Annotated in this window: 13 protein-coding genes; 4 read left to right on the forward strand and 9 right to left on the reverse strand. The window is 43.4% G+C overall.

The features are described 5' to 3' along the window. Positions 1–4: 4 nt before the first annotated feature. Entirely contained in the window at positions 5–877 is an 873-nt protein-coding gene (locus tag C170_RS26560; protein ID WP_017688526.1) for a YitT family protein, read from the reverse strand. A gap of 90 nt (positions 878–967) precedes the next feature. Next, positions 968–1,324, reverse strand: a complete 357-nt coding sequence (locus C170_RS26565; protein ID WP_017688527.1) for a MerR family transcriptional regulator — start codon at positions 1,322–1,324, stop codon at positions 968–970. Positions 1,325–1,435: 111 nt separating this feature from the next. Here C170_RS26565 and C170_RS26570 point away from each other — a divergent pair, with 111 nt between their 5' ends. Then, positions 1,436–2,209 carry an SDR family NAD(P)-dependent oxidoreductase gene (locus C170_RS26570; protein WP_036616005.1) on the forward strand — a complete coding sequence of 258 codons (774 nt, stop codon included), beginning with the start codon at positions 1,436–1,438 and terminating at the stop codon, positions 2,207–2,209. Between the two features lie 185 nt (positions 2,210–2,394). On the opposite strand, the gene nspC is transcribed toward C170_RS26570, so the two are convergent. The 4 genes from nspC to C170_RS26590 all read right to left on the reverse strand — a co-directional run bounded on the left by nspC (position 2,395) and on the right by C170_RS26590 (position 8,070). Further along, positions 2,395–3,522, reverse strand: a complete 1,128-nt coding sequence (nspC, locus tag C170_RS26575) for a carboxynorspermidine decarboxylase (RefSeq protein WP_036616008.1) — start codon at positions 3,520–3,522, stop codon at positions 2,395–2,397. Between the two features lies 1 nt (position 3,523). Then, on the reverse strand, positions 3,524–4,762 hold the full coding sequence (locus C170_RS26580; protein WP_036616010.1) for a saccharopine dehydrogenase family protein: 1,239 nt from the start codon (positions 4,760–4,762) through the stop codon (positions 3,524–3,526). Between the two features lie 939 nt (positions 4,763–5,701). Continuing rightward, on the reverse strand, positions 5,702–6,961 hold the full coding sequence (locus C170_RS26585; protein WP_036616012.1) for a cytochrome P450 family protein: 1,260 nt from the start codon (positions 6,959–6,961) through the stop codon (positions 5,702–5,704). Between the two features lie 215 nt (positions 6,962–7,176). Then, positions 7,177–8,070, reverse strand: a complete 894-nt coding sequence (locus C170_RS26590; RefSeq protein ID WP_036616015.1) for a TetR/AcrR family transcriptional regulator — start codon at positions 8,068–8,070, stop codon at positions 7,177–7,179. A gap of 236 nt (positions 8,071–8,306) precedes the next feature. Here C170_RS26590 and C170_RS26595 point away from each other — a divergent pair, with 236 nt between their 5' ends. Then, a complete protein-coding gene (locus tag C170_RS26595; RefSeq protein WP_036616016.1) occupies positions 8,307–8,954 on the forward strand; it encodes a TetR/AcrR family transcriptional regulator in 648 nt (215 codons plus the stop codon). 19 nt (positions 8,955–8,973) lie between these two features. Then, positions 8,974–11,298, forward strand: coding sequence for an MMPL family transporter (locus C170_RS26600; RefSeq protein ID WP_036616018.1), 2,325 nt, complete (start codon positions 8,974–8,976; stop codon positions 11,296–11,298). 107 nt (positions 11,299–11,405) lie between these two features. Here the strand turns inward: C170_RS26600 and C170_RS26605 are convergent, their stop codons facing one another. Both C170_RS26605 and C170_RS26610 read right to left on the reverse strand, forming a co-directional pair. After that, positions 11,406–12,161, reverse strand: coding sequence for a gamma-glutamyl-gamma-aminobutyrate hydrolase family protein (locus C170_RS26605; RefSeq protein WP_051447416.1), 756 nt, complete (start codon positions 12,159–12,161; stop codon positions 11,406–11,408). A 214-nt stretch (positions 12,162–12,375) separates the two neighbouring features. Further along, positions 12,376–13,575: an MFS transporter gene (locus C170_RS26610; RefSeq protein WP_036616020.1), complete on the reverse strand. Its 1,200-nt coding sequence runs from the start codon at positions 13,573–13,575 to the stop codon at positions 12,376–12,378. A 245-nt stretch (positions 13,576–13,820) separates the two neighbouring features. Here C170_RS26610 and C170_RS26615 point away from each other — a divergent pair, with 245 nt between their 5' ends. After that, a complete protein-coding gene (locus C170_RS26615) occupies positions 13,821–14,693 on the forward strand; it encodes an AraC family transcriptional regulator (RefSeq protein WP_036616022.1) in 873 nt (290 codons plus the stop codon). A 106-nt stretch (positions 14,694–14,799) separates the two neighbouring features. Here the strand turns inward: C170_RS26615 and C170_RS26620 are convergent, their stop codons facing one another. After that, the gene (locus C170_RS26620; RefSeq protein ID WP_051447407.1) at positions 14,800–16,785 is read right to left on the reverse strand and encodes a methyl-accepting chemotaxis protein; all 1,986 of its coding nucleotides are present in this window, start codon (positions 16,783–16,785) and stop codon (positions 14,800–14,802) included. Positions 16,786–17,002 lie beyond the last annotated feature (217 nt).

Raw genomic sequence — 17,002 nt, forward strand, 5'->3', positions numbered from 1 at the left:
TATGTTAGTGAATATCTTTCTTTTTGAAATTGCCGCCTCTCACTTCAGCTACATCGTATACGACTACAAAAGCAGTTGGGTCAATTTCGTGAATGATATCTTTAATTTTACTCTCTTCCATCCGGTTAATGACACAAGTAATTTCCTTGAATTGCTCATTAGAGTAGCCACCGTAAGCCTCGGTATACGTTGCTCCACGGCCTAAACGGTCCCGAATGGTTTCAACCATAATCTCAGGTTGATTCGTAATAATTTTAAACGTTTTGGAGCCGCTCAAGCCCTCTTCAACAATATGTATTACTTTAGAAGCAATAAAATAGGCAAGTCCTGACAAGATCGCGCCTTGCAGACCAAACACGGTAGAAACGACAATAAATACAAACATGTTGAGGAACAGGATGAGATCACTGGTTCCAAAAGGTACTTTTCGCGAAAGGAGTACAGCCAGCATATCTATGCCATCCAATGCCCCGCCATTACGTAATGCAAGTCCCATACCAAAACCGATGATAATCCCGCCGACAACCGTAACAAGCAAGGTATCACCTTCAATGATGGTTGGTATATGGTGCATCAGACTGGTGCTGATTGCGAGTGAAGCAATACCGATGATCGAATATAACGCAAAGCTTTTTCCGATTTGCTTGTACCCGAGCCACACAAATGGAATGTTAATAATCCCGATGAGCATCCCCAGTGGTAATCCGAACAGCTGTGATCCTACGATACTCAGACCTGTGACACCACCATCTGAGACATTATTCGGGATCAATATGGCTTCGAGGCCATATGCCGTTATAAATCCCCCAATGATAATCAATAATACTTTGGATAGGATCTTTAACTTGTTTGACTTTTGTTTTCTGTTTTGATGCATTGCATTTCCCCCTTGATGAACAACCGATAAAAAACAGTCTATAATAAAAATCACTGTTTTGGCAATAGATCGTCATTTGTGTGTGTTACTTCATTGTCCGATGAGCGCCCGATACGACGAAATTTTATGCTCAAGCATCTCATCTGCTGTGTTAAGTATGTGCATCTGTTTTTGAATCGACTCTTTATGCTCCTCCAGCAGCTTTAAACGATCCGCCGCCGTATGCTCCCCTTCCTGAAACAAGGACGCATATTTCTTAATAATAGCAATGGGCATTTGAGTCTCTTTTAATTTGATCACAAATTGCAGCCACTTCAGGTGTGACTCGTTGTATCGCCTGTCTCCACTGGCATCTCGGAGAGGAGTTACAATCTGTTCCTTCTCATAATAACGCAACGTATGTGCACTGATATGGAGTAATTCTGCCACTTCACCAATGGTATGCATGGTTAACCTCCCCTCCATTTTCCCGCTTGACTTAGAGTAAGCTCTAATCAGTATAATCAACTCGTGGTCACATCACAATAAAAAATGAAATCAGATCCAGGAGGAATTCCCATGAAATATACAGTGATTACCGGTGCCAGTTCAGGCATTGGATATGAAGCGGCTTTAGCTTTTGCAACTCGTGGCAAAAATATAATTCTGGCAGCGCGCAGAACCGATGAATTGAACAAGTTAAAAGCAAAAGTAGCTGAAATCAATCCTGCTCTGGATGTTGTCATTCGTACAGTGGATTTGTCCATTGCCGCTAATGTGCATGAATTCTATGAGAGTCTTCACGCTTACTCCATTGAGACGTGGATTAACAACGCCGGATTCGGAAATTTTGCTTCCGTGGGCGAACAACATCTGCCCAAGATTGAACAGATGCTTCATCTAAATATAGAAGCTCTTACGATTCTTTCTTCCCTGTATGTACGTGATTATGCAGATGTTGATGGCACACAGATCATTAATATCTCCTCTGGTGGTGGATATACGATTGTAGCCGATGCAGTAACCTACTGCGCAACCAAGTTCTATGTAAGTGCCTTTACGGAAGGACTTGCGCAAGAGTTAAAAGCTAAGAACGCAGCGATGCAAGCCAAGGTTCTCGCACCGGCTGCAACCGAGACAGAATTTGCGAAACATTCTTTTAATGTAGATGAGTTTGAATATGAAGGCAGAGTTCCCAAGTTCCATACGGCGGAACAAATGGCTGGATTTTTGCTAGAGTTGTATGACAGTGAAAGTGTAGTCGGCATTGTGGATGGGTTGACGTATGATTTTGAACTAAGAGAACCGATTTTTCCCTACGCTGCACGAGCAGCCTCTAAACCGAAAAATTAACCCGAAAACTGAAGTCGAAGCTAAGTCGGCTCAATACCGGTAAACATTCACCTAACCTCACTGATAAACATCATTAAATCTAATCGTTAAACTTCATTGGACGTTAAAAAGGGAACCTGTCTCCAGGTTCCCTTCTTTGTATTTATTTTCAATTCTATATTAATACTTACTATATAATGAAGTAATTATGCCAGCCTCATTTTGAAATCCTGATATCCGAATTCGCGAACAACTTCGCAATCGCCGTCTTTTCTTTTGATTGCAATCGCTGGAAGCGGCATGCCGTTGAACGTATTGGTTTTCACCATGGAGTAAATCGCCATGTCCTCGAATACCAGACGGTCGCCTTCTTGCAAAGGCTGATCGAATGAATAGTCCCCAATTACGTCACCAGACAGACAGGTTTGTCCACCAAGACGATACAGATGGGCTTTCTCGCCTACTTCTCCCGAACCGATCAGCGGCGGACGATATGGCATTTCCAGCACATCCGGCATATGACACGTAGCTGAAGTATCCAGAATAGCGATGTCCATACCGTTTTTATGGAAGTCCAGCACAGAGGTCACCAGATAACCCGCGTTCAGCGCAACAGCTTCTCCCGGCTCCAGATATACTTCCAGGCCATAATCGTTCTGCATACGCTTGATGCATGCTTCCAGTCTTGGAATATCATAATCTTCACGTGTGATATGGTGCCCACCACCGAAGTTGATCCATTCCATCTGCGGCAACCATTGTCCGAACTTCTCGACCACTGCATTCAGCGTAGTCTCCAGATCGTCGGAGTTTTGCTGACACAGTGTGTGGAAGTGCAGTCCGGAGACGCCTTCCAACAGGTCTGCATCGAAATCCTCCAGTTTCGCGCCAAAACGCGAACCCGGAGAACACGGATCGTAGATCTCATGTCCTTCTTGGGTAGAGCATTCAGGGTTGACGCGCAAGCCGACCTTACGGCCAGCTTGAAGCGCCTTATCCTTGAATTTTGCAAGCTGCGAAAATGAGTTGAAAATAATGTGGTCGCAGATGGAGATAATCTCGTCGATCTCTTCTGCGCGGTATGCTGGAGCAAAGACATGATTCTCTTTGCCCATTTCCTCATGGCCCAGACGCGCTTCATACAAACCGCTTGCCGTTGCACCGCTCAGGTATTCTCCAATCAGCGGATACATCGCAGTCATAGAGAATGCTTTTTGAGCCAGCACGATTTTGGCACCTGTACGCTGCATAACACCGTTCAGGATTTTCAGGTTTTTCTCAATAAGCGCCTCGTCAACAACAAAACATGGTGTCGGTAATTGCTCGAACCGCATTTTAGCGAACAAGCTCCGATTCTTTAACTTCTTCTGGCAGCTCATCAACGAGTACCGGGTTGAAGTCTTCTACCCATGGGAGACCCCATTTGTTCAACTCTTCCATGAATGGATCTGGGTTGAACTCTTCTACATTATATACGCCTGGTTTGTTCCATTTGCCTGTCATGACCATTGCTGCACCGATCATTGCTGGAACGCCTGTTGTGTAAGAGATCGCTTGGGAACCCACTTCTTTATAACACTCTTGGTGATCACAGATATTGTAAACATAATATGTTTTGTCTTTGCCGTCTTTTTTACCTTTGAAAATACAACCGATGTTTGTTTTACCTACAGTACGTGGTCCAAGGGATGCTGGATCAGGCAGTACTGCTTTCAGGAATTGCAGTGGAATAATTTGTTTACCTTCATATTCAATAGGCTCGATTGAAGTCATGCCTACATTTTCAAGAGCTTTCAAGTGAGTCAGGTAGCTTTGGCCAAATGTCATGAAGAAACGGATACGTTTCAGACCTGGCATGTTTTTTGCCAAAGATTCCAGTTCCTCATGATACAACAGGTACATGTCTTTCTCGCCAACTTCTTTGAAGTCGTAGACACGTTTGATTTCCATCGGCTTCGTTTCGATCCATTCACCATTTTCCCAATATTTTCCGTTCGCAGATACTTCGCGAATGTTGATCTCAGGGTTGAAGTTGGTTGCGAACGGATAGCCATGGTCGCCGCCATTGCAGTCCAGAATGTCGATGTACTCAATTTCGTCAAAGTAGTGCTTCAGGGCATAAGCGGAGAATACGCCAGTCACACCTGGGTCAAATCCACTACCGAGCAATGCAGTGATGCCTGCTTGTTCAAAACGCTCTTTGTAATCCCATTGCCAGCTGTATTCAAACTTCGCTGTATCATGTGGCTCATAGTTAGCTGTGTCCATGTAATTTGTTTTAGTTGCAAGACAAGCATCCATGATTGTCAGATCTTGATACGGCAAAGCGAGGTTCATAACGATATCCGGTTTAACTTCGTTGATCAGAGCGATCAGTTCGTCAACATTGTCAGCATCAACTTGTGCTGTTGTAATTTTTGTTTTTCCGCCGTCCAGCTTGGCTTTGAGTTCATCACATTTGGATTTTGTACGACTCGCGATGCAGATTTCCTCAAAAACTTCGCTGTTTTGAACGCATTTGTGTACTGCCACGGAAGCAACGCCGCCGGCGCCGATGATTAGTGCTTTTCCCATTTTACATTCTCCTATCCCAATATGTATTTTTTTTAAATTGGTTTAATACGGTGACAACAAGACAACAAAAAAAGCAAGGTGAAAAATGCTCGCAATCGCGCATCATCACACTTGCTTATCGATATACATCATAAAAAAGACGTGAAGTCTCCATGACCAAAAAAGTTCACAAGAACTCCTTTGGCGGAAAGCTTCTTCATGTATATCAATATTGGATCAGAGTCTATATAGCAAATAATTCGCCTTTACCACTCTTATTGACCGTTTCACAAGTTGATGTGCAATTGCACTGGTTGTAAAGTAACCAACTTATAAAATTTGAGCTTTGAACTCAATCAATAAAGCAACATAAGTTGCCAATCGGCGTTTGACCCGGCTGTCCGTATGGCCTTAACTTCCTGGTGAAGTGGTCAAAATTATCTGCTGGAAAGCTCTAATTCATATTGATAAATTAACTTCCCAAAATCACAGGTCTTACACTATCAGACGTCGAAAAAAAAATCAAGCAATAATTTAAAATTAATTTTTTGATCTGATTACGCATTGGAATGAAATTGATATCCTTCGAAAACTTTTAAGCCTTCTGTGTTAAGTAATTTCCCTGTTACTTCAGGCTTTTGAGGACTTTTGTCGAATACTTCTTCACACGAGATCATGATGTTGCCGCCAGCAATTTCCGCTAATTGATCATGAGCCGAATGGTTCGTTTCCTTCTTTGCGAGCTTGCAGAGCAATCTCAATGGCTTTATGCATGAATTGTTCATCTTTATTCATAAGGTTTACCTCCACCACAAAAATTATGTATCCCACTTTATCTTTTACATTAAGCAGTGTTCAATCCATTAATATGTTTCTTGTTCATTCCATTCTATCATCTATACAAATAAAGAGTATGACGATAATTCGTCATACTCCAATGGGTCACACTAAGTGTATCTATTAAAATTTTACGGGCAATGCTGCCAATCCCTGTGATGACAAAGCAGAGTGCCAATGAATCTCTTCCTGAGGAATACTGAGCTGAATATCCGGTAGCCGACGTAAAAGCGTAGTAAACGCCACGTCCCCTTCTACACGAGCAAGCGGAGCGCCAAGACACATATGAATTCCGTGTCCAAAGGCCAAATGCCGTTTTATTTTGCGTTCGATATCCAACTCTTCGGGGTCAGTGAACTGCTGCTCGTCCCGATTCGCTGATTTCAGAAGGGGAATCACAACATCTCCCTTTTGAATCAATTGTCCATCCAGCTCCGTGTCCTGTGTTGCATAACGAGGACCTGAGGAAGTCGCGGGTCCGTTATATCGCAACAACTCCTCCACCGCAGAAGGAACCAGGTTCAGATCTTGTTTCAGTTGTTCCAGTTGTTCGGGATGGGTCAGAAGAAGATAAGAACCAGTTGCAATCAGATTGGAAGTTGTCTCATGTCCGGCAAATATCAATAACGTGATCATGGATATTAATTCATCTTCATTCAGTCGATCCCCCTCTTCCTCAATCGCAATCAATTGACTGATGAGGTCATCTGAAGGTTCTACTCGTTTGTTCGCCACAAGTTGTGAGGTGTACTCTGCGAATGATCGCAAGTGCTGCGCTACGGCAGGGTCCTGTTTACCAAAACCAAGACCTTTGGCAATGGCTTCAGACCATACATGGATCTGAGGTCGGTCTTCCTGAGGTATACCCAACATCTCGGAAATAACGTTGATTGGGAAAGGATAGGCATAGTCTTTTACAAGATCCATCTCTCCTTTTCCTTCGAATTGGTCAATCAACTCATCGGCAATTTCCTGGACGCGTGGACGCAGGCTTTCCATATATCTTGGCGTGAACGCTTTGGAAACCAGGCTACGCAGTCTTCGGTGATCCGGTTCATCAACAAAGAGCATCGACTTTCCAGTAAAAAAGGTCTGGGGTTCCGATGAACCAAGCTCACCTGAGAGATTCTTTCGAATATCATTGCCACTATCAATAGAGTTCATATCTACCGTAAATCGAGAGTGATCTTTCAGCACTTCCATGGCGACGTCCATCCGAGTTACAATCCAGGTTTGCCCTGCTCCACCCATTGGATTAGGAATAGGGACAACGGAACCTTTGGCACGCATCTGTGCAAACATGGCAAATGGATCTTTACTATTTTCTTCGCTAAACAAATTAAATTCTACTTTTTCTGATGTCTGGTTATTCGAGTTATTCATATAAATCTTCCTTTCGAAGTGAAGTTATTCAAATCTATGGAAATATATGTTCATTCCGATTATATACTACTCGTATATTTAATTTCAAATCTAATAGTTTGAACAGTAAAAACAACTGTTATAACAACAAATAATTAATATACTAATAGTACATTAATAATAACCACAGACATAAAAAAGCAAAAAAAGAGGTCGGCTACGAGCCAACCCCCATATTAATTACGTTGCTTCACTAGTTCCAAATACCACCAACAGGCTTCAGTCAGTCTATTGGCTTCAGATTGAAACGCACTGGATTTGTACTCTTTGTGAAACGCTTGAAGCACCACTTCGATTACAGGAATATTTAAATCCTCTTGATCTTGTAATAGCGCTAAGAGCCCCTTCGAAAGTTGCTTGAATGATGCAGATTCCTTGGATTTTTGTACACGGTTGTTGAACTCATCAAATTCGATCAATATATTATCGATGTCCAGACCCATATCATGGTTACGCTCATCGGCATTCAGGAAATAGAGAGACTGAAAGTCGAAAATATGTTCATTTCTCTGATGCATTGTTCTTAGGATCACTTCAATGTACGTTAATACTTTGGGAACCACTTCGCTCCATACCGGTTTTTGCGTATTTAGACTTCTTGATGTGTTGGCAATCTGATGTAATATGCCGTAGCACAATATGGCCCCTTCGTTGGCATATAAGCTAATATCGTTCCCGTAAACCTGAATCAAGCGTGTGGACAGCCATTTTAGGTGAACTGTAGCCAGTTTGGCTGAGTTGATCTCCCCGGAATAAAAACCCGTCCAATATAATTCCCATACTCGCTCTTTATTAGGTACAGACATAGGAATCGCAATCTGATCTACGAGCAGGTCATAATCCGATGTATAGTGATTTTGTTCAAGCTCTTTACGAATGAAAACATCCTCTTGCATACGCTGATCAATAATAGAATATAAACAGTCTTCTTTGGAACTGAAGAATTTGTAGAATGTGCCTTTGGATACACCCGATTGATCCAAGATCATCTGGATTGTTGTATTTGCATAGCTGTGCTCTAAAAATAGTGCAAGTGCTGTTTCCAATAAACTTTGTTTACGACTACTCATATCTCGTTATCGCCCCAAGTTTTTCTATTGATTTTAACATTCATTCCTCAGGAGTTGAAGCATTGATTCGCAGTATAGCTGTCATATAAAATAATTGCACAATGAGTAAATTTGCACAATGGGCAACTTGTTTGTTATGATAAACCTCACAAAGTGCATATTAAGTAAGTGTGCTCTTCTTAAAAGAATTAAACCATAGTCATTGGTGTTGGAGGTGAACGCATAAGCGGAGAATAATGATCAAACAAAACTTGCGACATTTGAAGAAAGAAGCAACTGAAAAAGCACTTGCTAGTGCTGCATTTGAACTTACCCTTGAACATGGGCTTGATGGCTTTACGGTCGAAGATATCGTGCATCAGGTGGGTTGTTCCCGCAGAACATTTGCAAACTACTTCACATGTAAGGAAGAGGCAGTAGCCAGAGGCGCAATATCCGTTCAGAATACAACGGAACTCGAAGAGTTACTTACCGAATTGCCCGACAACGTCTCCTTGCTTGACGTACTGTATAACCTGATCAAGATGCAGCTTACAACAGAACTAATAGGAAGACTTCATCAGCTACTATCGCTATCCCAGACCTATCCCGTGCTTGAACCGCATTACCTTGGAGCCATGCACCGGATGCAGACGCAGGCACAAGATACCTTATTAGACTTATCTAACGGGAAGTATGACGAGATCTATACTTATCTTTTGATCAACGCACTATATGGAACAATACTGCCATTAATTGATGGAAGACTCAATGTGTTACTGCCCGGACAAGTCATTACTGAAGATACCAAGCCCGGTGTTTTAACATTCGATCAATTTTTGGAAACCACGTTTAATCATTTACGGGCAGGATTTGAACATGCCAACCATCCACATTCATCATAGAGGAGTGTAAAATAGAGAAATGTCTACATTATTATACAGAGTGGGGAAAACCGCTTTTAGCAAACCTGCCTATTTCATCATTGGCTGGGTTTTAATTCTGGGAATTGTCATCTCCATGATCAGCATCAATGGTATTCACATCAGTTCCGAAATGAAGATTGAAGGCACAGAGTCACAGAAGGTTCTGGATCAATTGGCAAAAGAACTGCCTGCCGCCTCCGGCGGTCAAGGAAGTGTTGTCTTCAAAGCTCCAGACAACGAGCGTTTGGATACGCCTGAACGTTTGGCGGCCATGATGAAAGGTGTTAATGAAGTTTACGGATTAGACAAAGTCATTAACCCTGCGGACTATGCAGCTGAAGCGGGTAATTCGGGTGCTCAGGCGGAGATGGCTCAGAATGCTCAGGCTACTGATATGGCGCAATCCGCAACAACCACGCCTCCTCCCTATGGACCTTTGATGGTGGATGGTGTTCCTGTACCTGGAATGCTGATCTCTTCGGACGGCAGCATTGCACTGTTCCAGTTCCAATTTACAATTGAACAGTCTGCCATAACACAGGATGTATTTGATTCCGTTATTCAGTCCGTTATGACGGTAGAGCAAGGAACCAATATTAAGGTGTTGCCGGGCGAAACGCTCAAAACGGTATCGATTGGAGTCGGCTCGGCAGAAATTGTCGGACTGGTCATTGCTATCATTGTATTGCTGATCACACTTGGCTCCGTTGTTGCAGCAGGTCTGCCTCTGATCACTGCACTCCTCGGAGTTGCCATTGGAGTTGGTGGTGCGTTCTCCATCTCCAAATTCATTGAAATGCCTAGTGTCACTTCCGTTCTAGCTCTCATGGTTGGATTGGCTGTTGGAATCGACTATGCGCTCTTCATTGTTAATCGCCAACGTCGAATGATCATTGATCAAGGCTTGAGCGCAAAAGAAGCAACGGCCAGAGCCATTGGTACATCGGGCAGCGCAGTATTTTTTGCCGGATTAACCGTCATTATTGCACTGTGCGGTATGCTTGTCATCGGTCTTACATTCTTGTCTACGATGGCTTTAGTCGCAGCTGCCACCGTGCTCATCAACGTATTTGTTGCTTTAACCCTGTTGCCGGCTTTACTGGGATTGGTAGGAGAACGCATCTGTTCCGCCAAAGCTCGTGAGAAAAGCACGAAACATCCTAAAGCCACTAACCACGGAGTCGCGAACAGATGGGTGAAATTCGTTATCAAAAATCGTTGGGCTACCATTATCGCCATCATCGTCATTCTTGGTTTTGCCGCGACACCTATCGCGAAAATGGAAATGGGTATCCCCGGCGCTTCCTCAGCGAATCTGGATACAACTGCAAGACAAAGCTACGATGCCATCTCCGAAGGTTTCGGAGATGGATTCAACGGACCCCTTATTCTGGTCGCAGAGCCTAATCAGTCTTCCGCAAAAGTTACACCGGAACTCTTGGGTGGTCTGGTGATGGAGCTTCAAGGTCAAAACAACGTTGCACAGGTTACACCGCTTGGGATGACAGAAGATTTGGCTATCTTTAGTCTCATTCCAAAAACGGGTCCTAACGATAATCTCACTAAAACACTGGTCACTGATCTACGCGCGGCTGATTCCAGCATCGCACAGACCTATGATGTGAAACTCGGAGTTACTGGACTCACAGCTGTTAACATCGATATGTCAGCCAAACTGGCGCAGGTGTTCCCTATTTATGTAGGCATCATCATCCTGCTCTCGCTGATCATCCTGTTACTCGTATTCCGTTCGATTATCGTTCCCATCAAAGCAACAATTGGCTTCCTGCTTAGTATCCTGGCTACATTCGGGATCACCACTGCTGTATTCCAATGGGGCTGGCTGCATTCGCTCTTTGGTTTCGATACCGGCGGCCCGTTGCTGAGCTTTATGCCGATCATCGTAACAGGTATCCTGTATGGCCTGGCGATGGACTATCAAGTCTTCCTTGTGAGCTCCATGCGGGAATCCTATGTGCATGGTCATCGCGGGACCGAATCCGTTGTTCATGGGTACAATCAGGTAAGTCGCGTGGTTGTTGCCGCAGCAGTGATTATGGTCTCTGTATTTGCAGGATTTATATTCACTGACGATGTCATGATCAAGCAGATTGGTTTCACTTTGGCGGTAGGCATTCTGATTGATGCTTTTATCATCCGTATGGGCTTGGTCCCTGCCATCATGGCTATTTTCGGAGACAAAGCTTGGGCACTTCCAAAATGGCTGGATCGCATTCTACCAAACCTGGATGTTGAAGGCGAGAAGCTGATTGCTTCCCTGAATGCTGCAGAGCATGCCAACACGAAGTCTGGATTAAAATAATCCTGCCAATAGAATGGTGATACCATGATTACTATTACGACTAGATTCACCAATACAAAGACCTCCTCTGTTTTTATAAACAGGAGGTCTTTTTTCTTTTTCACATTTTATGCGGTGATGTCTTCAATATGGATAGTATAGCGTGGGGATTTAGCAGCATTAACAAACGCCGCAAATAACTTCTGACTGTAGTCATCTACTTTATAGCTGTACTCTGGATGCCACTGCACAGCCAAAACAAACGAGCGGTTTGGCATGACCACGGATTCAACGAGTCCATCTTCAGCGACGGCCACAGCAGTTAACTTATCCGATAACATTTTGATTCCCTGATGGTGGTAGCTGTTCACTTTTATCGTATCGGTTTGCAAGATATCACGAAGCAAATTATTTTCCTCAATATGTACATCATGTACAAGATTCGTATACGGCGGACTTTGCTTATGGTTAACGAACTTGTTCACATGAAGCTGAAGACTAGTCGGAATGTCTTGATATAACGTTCCACCCAACATAACGTTAAATAGTTGTAGTCCACGGCATATGCCAAAGGCAGGTTTATCAAGCTCAATTACCTTTTGTAATAATATCGACTCCATCATATCGCGTTCAATACACAACTCTCCGCAGGTAACCTCTGCATGCTCATGATACAGCTCAGGATTGAGATCATGTCCCCCGGTGAACAGGAACCCGTCGAACTGATTAGCCAGCGTTGCTATGATCTCGATATCCGTTGTCAAAGGTAGCATAATTGGAATCCCGTCTGCTCCTTCTATGGCGTTCATATAATCTGGAAGCATCCAGTAACTTTTTTTGTCAGTATCATATAAAGGCAGTACACCGATCATGGGCTTTTTCATGGCATTACCTCCAATCTTTTCATTCATTTTATCAGATCTCTTCATATATAAATTCACTGAATTATTGCATTATCCTACCTCTATCATCTACGAACCCGTTTCATCCGGAATGCTGGAAAACTAAAAAAACAAACAAAGCCGCATAACAGCGACTTTGTTTGTAGTTCATATACCATATATATGCATTCATCCGTTTAGTTTAGACAGCATCTCATCAAGCTGCTTTTACAGTGGTTGCTTCGTCTGAATTCACTTGGATGGAACGCTGGCATATCAGGGTAACGACAAAAGCCAGCAAGGCAAGCATCACAGCAACTGGAGGCACCCACTGGAGACCACCCATATTAACGGCAATTCCCCCGACACCAGAGCCTAGCGCTATACCTACATTGGCCGCCACAGGCAGGAGTGTAGATGCAAATGCTTTGGAACCCGGCGCGATCGATCCTGACACATCAAACAAATATAACTGGGATGCCGCGCTCATGGAGGATGACAGACATCCAATCAGGAATAGAAATGCCAAGCCGAGCCACACATTAGAAACGGTAAAACTCATGCCAAGGAACAGGATGGCTTGGATGACGAAAAGCCGCTTGAGCTTGGGCAGGAAGTCACCCCTGGCTATTTTGGCACCAATCCAGTTACTCAGTATGCTACAGGCGCCATAGATCAGGAGTATGGCACTAATCCATTGTACTGGCACACCCATCGTCTCACTCAGGAGTGGCGTAATGTACGTAAAAACGACGAAAATACAGCTGTTTCCCAGTACAGGGATCAGACAGGCCAGCAATATCCGTGGTTTTAAAAAGAGAGACATCTGATCACTGAACGAACCTGCAATCGTTGTTGTTTGGCGTGGCAGAATACGGAACATGAACACCAGCGGCACAACACCTATGCATGCCGTAACAACAAACGTCATGGACCAGCTCAGATGTTGTCCGATAAATGTACCGAGCGGAACACCTAGCACATTAGCGATTGAAAATCCGCCCAGAATCCAGGCGATAGCTTCCCCTCTTCGCTCCCGGTTCACTGCGTCGCTTACGATCGAGATCGAAAGTGATATCGTAAGTCCACAAGCAACGGCCGACACGATGCGAATGGCCATCAGAGAAGAGAACGTTGTTGAGAACACGGTCAATAGATTTAATGCTAACACGATTGCAAATCCGATCAATATGGAACTTCTTCTGGATATTTTGGCCAAGAAAGCCACAGCAAATGGTGTACCCACTGCGTATGCAATCGCAAAACCGGAGACAAGCATACCCGCGGCAGCAAGTGATACTTTCATGTAACTTTCAATTTCCTTCAACACACCCACGATAACATACTCGGTTGTTCCCAGTACAAAGCTAACAAGCGTAAGCGTTAAAATAAGTAGGTTCTCTCTATTTCTAGTCATAAATCAATACTCACTAATCCTTTCTATTGTTGCAAGCGCTTCAATTCTGTCTACGATCATTAATTCATGTATTTTCTGCTTTCCCATCCCTTCACTTTCGATATATAGTACATTTTGGATAGTGAAATTGTACTGTCAGATATACCATGGCGACAATCAAGGTTGTTGTGGTTTTATTGCAAAACATTATATATGTTGTCATTTCAACACAGACTTTCATTACAGATTCTGAAGGGAAGACATAGATGAATACACACCACGAATTCGGCCAACGGCATCCAAATCGAGATTGCACCATTATTTATGTAGGAAAACTGGCCGACAATCCCCATTGGAGCCTTCCGACGCATAAACATGACGATCTGCATGAGATTATCTACGTAACTGAAGGCAAAGGATTGTTCACCATTGACGGTACCAAACACTGGGCTCAAAAAGGGGACATGCTCATTTATAACAAGGGTACTCTTCACGAGGAGAAGTCCAATCCTGAATTCCCGTTATCCACCTTTTATTGCGGCTTTCGTTTTGCAGAAGGCACCCAGACCCTTGAGGATTGGGTCATCCCTCCCTCTAACAATCCGATCATTCGAGCCAACCGATATTCCGATGAGCTCCATTCGTTAATGCAGACTCTCTTCAATGAATTTTCAATCCGGGAACATGGATACGAGTCGATCTCTGGACATGTCCTGAAAGCAATACTTCTGATCATCGATCGGCAGTCCCGTCAACAGTTTCCTAGTGGGGAGATCGTTGAGAGCAATACCCTTGCTGAGAGCATTAAAGACTATTTGGATACCAACTATCGGCAGAACATTAAACTCAAAGAATTGGCAGATCAATTTCATATCGATTTTTATTACTTAATTCATATGTATAAAAATCACTATGGCACTTCTCCTTATCATTACCTGATTCAACGAAGAATGGGTGAAGCCACCCGATTATTAGTCTCAACCAACAAAAAAATATGGGAGATCGCTAAACTGGTCGGTTATGATAACCCCAATTACTTTACGATTTTATTTACCAAAACGGTTGGTGAATCACCACGAAGTTTCCGAAAAAAGAATCAAAAGGATATGTTCGGGGATAAGGTGTCACATTCTTACTAATCTTACTACATGCAAAAAGGCGCTCCATTGGGGGAGCGCCTGGTGCTTTACATATCTCTTTGCATATTTCTTTACATATTTCTTTACACATTTACTTACTTCTACTCTAGAGCTTAAACCGGCGAACCAATTCTTGCATGTTCTCAGCTGTTTTGGATAGCTGTGCAGATGATGCCGATATCTCCTGCATCGCCGCCATTTGTTCTTGGGCTGCTGCTGAAGTTGTCTGAGCACTATCAGCCGACACTTTAGAGATATGACTCATCGCGGCAACGGTAGCCGAGACTTCTTCCGTACTGGCTGACAACTGTTCTGAGACAGCGGAAATATCCTGAATTTGATCCACGATATGCGTTGTATACTGTTCAATGTTCGATATGGTTACTGAAGCCTCTTGGCTGATCCGTATTCCTTCACCAACTTGATTACGAACTTTATCATTCATAAGAGACGTGGATTTGGCAATCAGATCAAGCATTTTACCAATGGTAGCGCCAATCTCGTCCGCACTTTGTTTGGATTGCATCGATAACGTTCGTACCTCGCCTGCAACGACAGCAAAACCTTTGCCGTGTTCTCCTGCTCTTGATGCTTCAATAGAGGCATTCAGTGATAGAAGATTGGTTTGCCGAGAGATATCCGCAATCGCTTCATTCATTCGATTGGCTTCGGCGGAGAGACTGGACAGCTCATTAATCAATGCCGAGGTTTCTTCAACAGCTCCGAGAATATGTTCCATTTGTTCTCCGACCTGGTTTATCGTTTTCCCACCATTAGCAACAGCGCGCTCCGTCTCTTCAGCCGAATCCACAATCGCACTCGCAGATTCTGCAATTGTACTGATGCCTCTCGCCATCTCTTCTACGGCATTCGCGGTTTGTTCCGAATTCTCCGCCCCAACGATAGCTGATTCCGCAGTCTGTTGCATGGTTTCAGCCACATGTTGAACCGATTGGGTGGTTTGTTCTGTACTTTCCTGAATCATCTGGGAAGAGTGGCTCAACAACGATGACGTCTGGTGAAGTTCAGCAACCACCGATTGAAGGGAGATGGTCATTTGGTCAAAATCATTTGCCAGTATACCAAATTCGTTTTCGGTTTTCAGATTAACCCGTTCAGACAGATTCCCTTCGCTTACGCTGCGGGTGGCCTTTCGCAGTTTTTGCATAGGTACAATAAAAGATCTCAGAATGAAGAAAATAATTACACCGGCAATCAATACAGATATAACAATGACCGTTAGACTCGATATCATGATGGGTTTCGCTGCGGCGATAAAATCTTCATGGCCCATCAAAGCAATGACATTCCAACCCGTCAAAGCATTAACACCGTTATATACCTCCAGATCATACGCCAGATCCGTTCTAACAAATTGGGAAAATGCCATCGGTTCATCGGAACTTGAAGCCGTATTAGGATGGACTGGAATCCCCTCAATAAGTGCTCCGCCGAGCTCTCCTCCTCCACCTTTTGCAATCGCACCGGACCAAGCCGCAATCGTTCGATTGGAGTCAACCACAATCAGACTTCCATTGCCTCCTACATCAACATATGATAACGCTTTTGCTAATGGCTCCAGATCAAGTTTAATACTTGCTACACCTTGTTCATTTGACAGAGCTTTTGAAATCTCTACATAAATCTTCCCGGATACCGGATCTTTCATAATACTCGAAAAATAGAGTGATCCATTCTTACTTTCACCATTAGAATACCAATCTGTGCTGCGTGGATCATATGTTGCATCCTCAATTGCTGGAGAAGATATATTACTGCCTTGGTCGTTGCCTACGGTTATGGCAAGAATATCAGGATATGTATCAGCTAATTGGTCGATTCCTACTTGTACCGCTTCGTTGTTCGCCTGACTGGGAGCGGAACCATACATACTGTCGATATAACTCAATAATGCTGCTTTTTCCCCCACCAGATTGTTAATATGCTGTCCTGTCATCGTTAATATTGTATTGAGGGGATCTGTCATTTTTTGTTGTACCTGATCTTTGGCACTATCATATGAGAAATAACCGATAAGTGCAGTCGGGATAATAAGTACCGCAAGGAAAGCTGCAATGAGTCGAGTGCTCATTAATCGTAAAACGGCTCCTCCTTTCTTATAAAATGACCTTTTTTCACTTTCCTTTTTCAAGTTCAATCTTCCTCTCTTTATTCATTTTTGGTAGAACTAATCGGCCAGTAAACGCAAAAAAACCCATATATATGCACACCCAAAGAAGCTTTGAGCATGTATATACATAGGTATTGCCTGAATGAATTCAGTAACAAGCCGTATTTGTTTAGTATTA

The sequence above is a fragment of the Paenibacillus sp. FSL H7-689 genome (assembly GCF_000517905.1).
Taxonomy (GTDB): domain Bacteria; phylum Bacillota; class Bacilli; order Paenibacillales; family Paenibacillaceae; genus Paenibacillus; species Paenibacillus amylolyticus.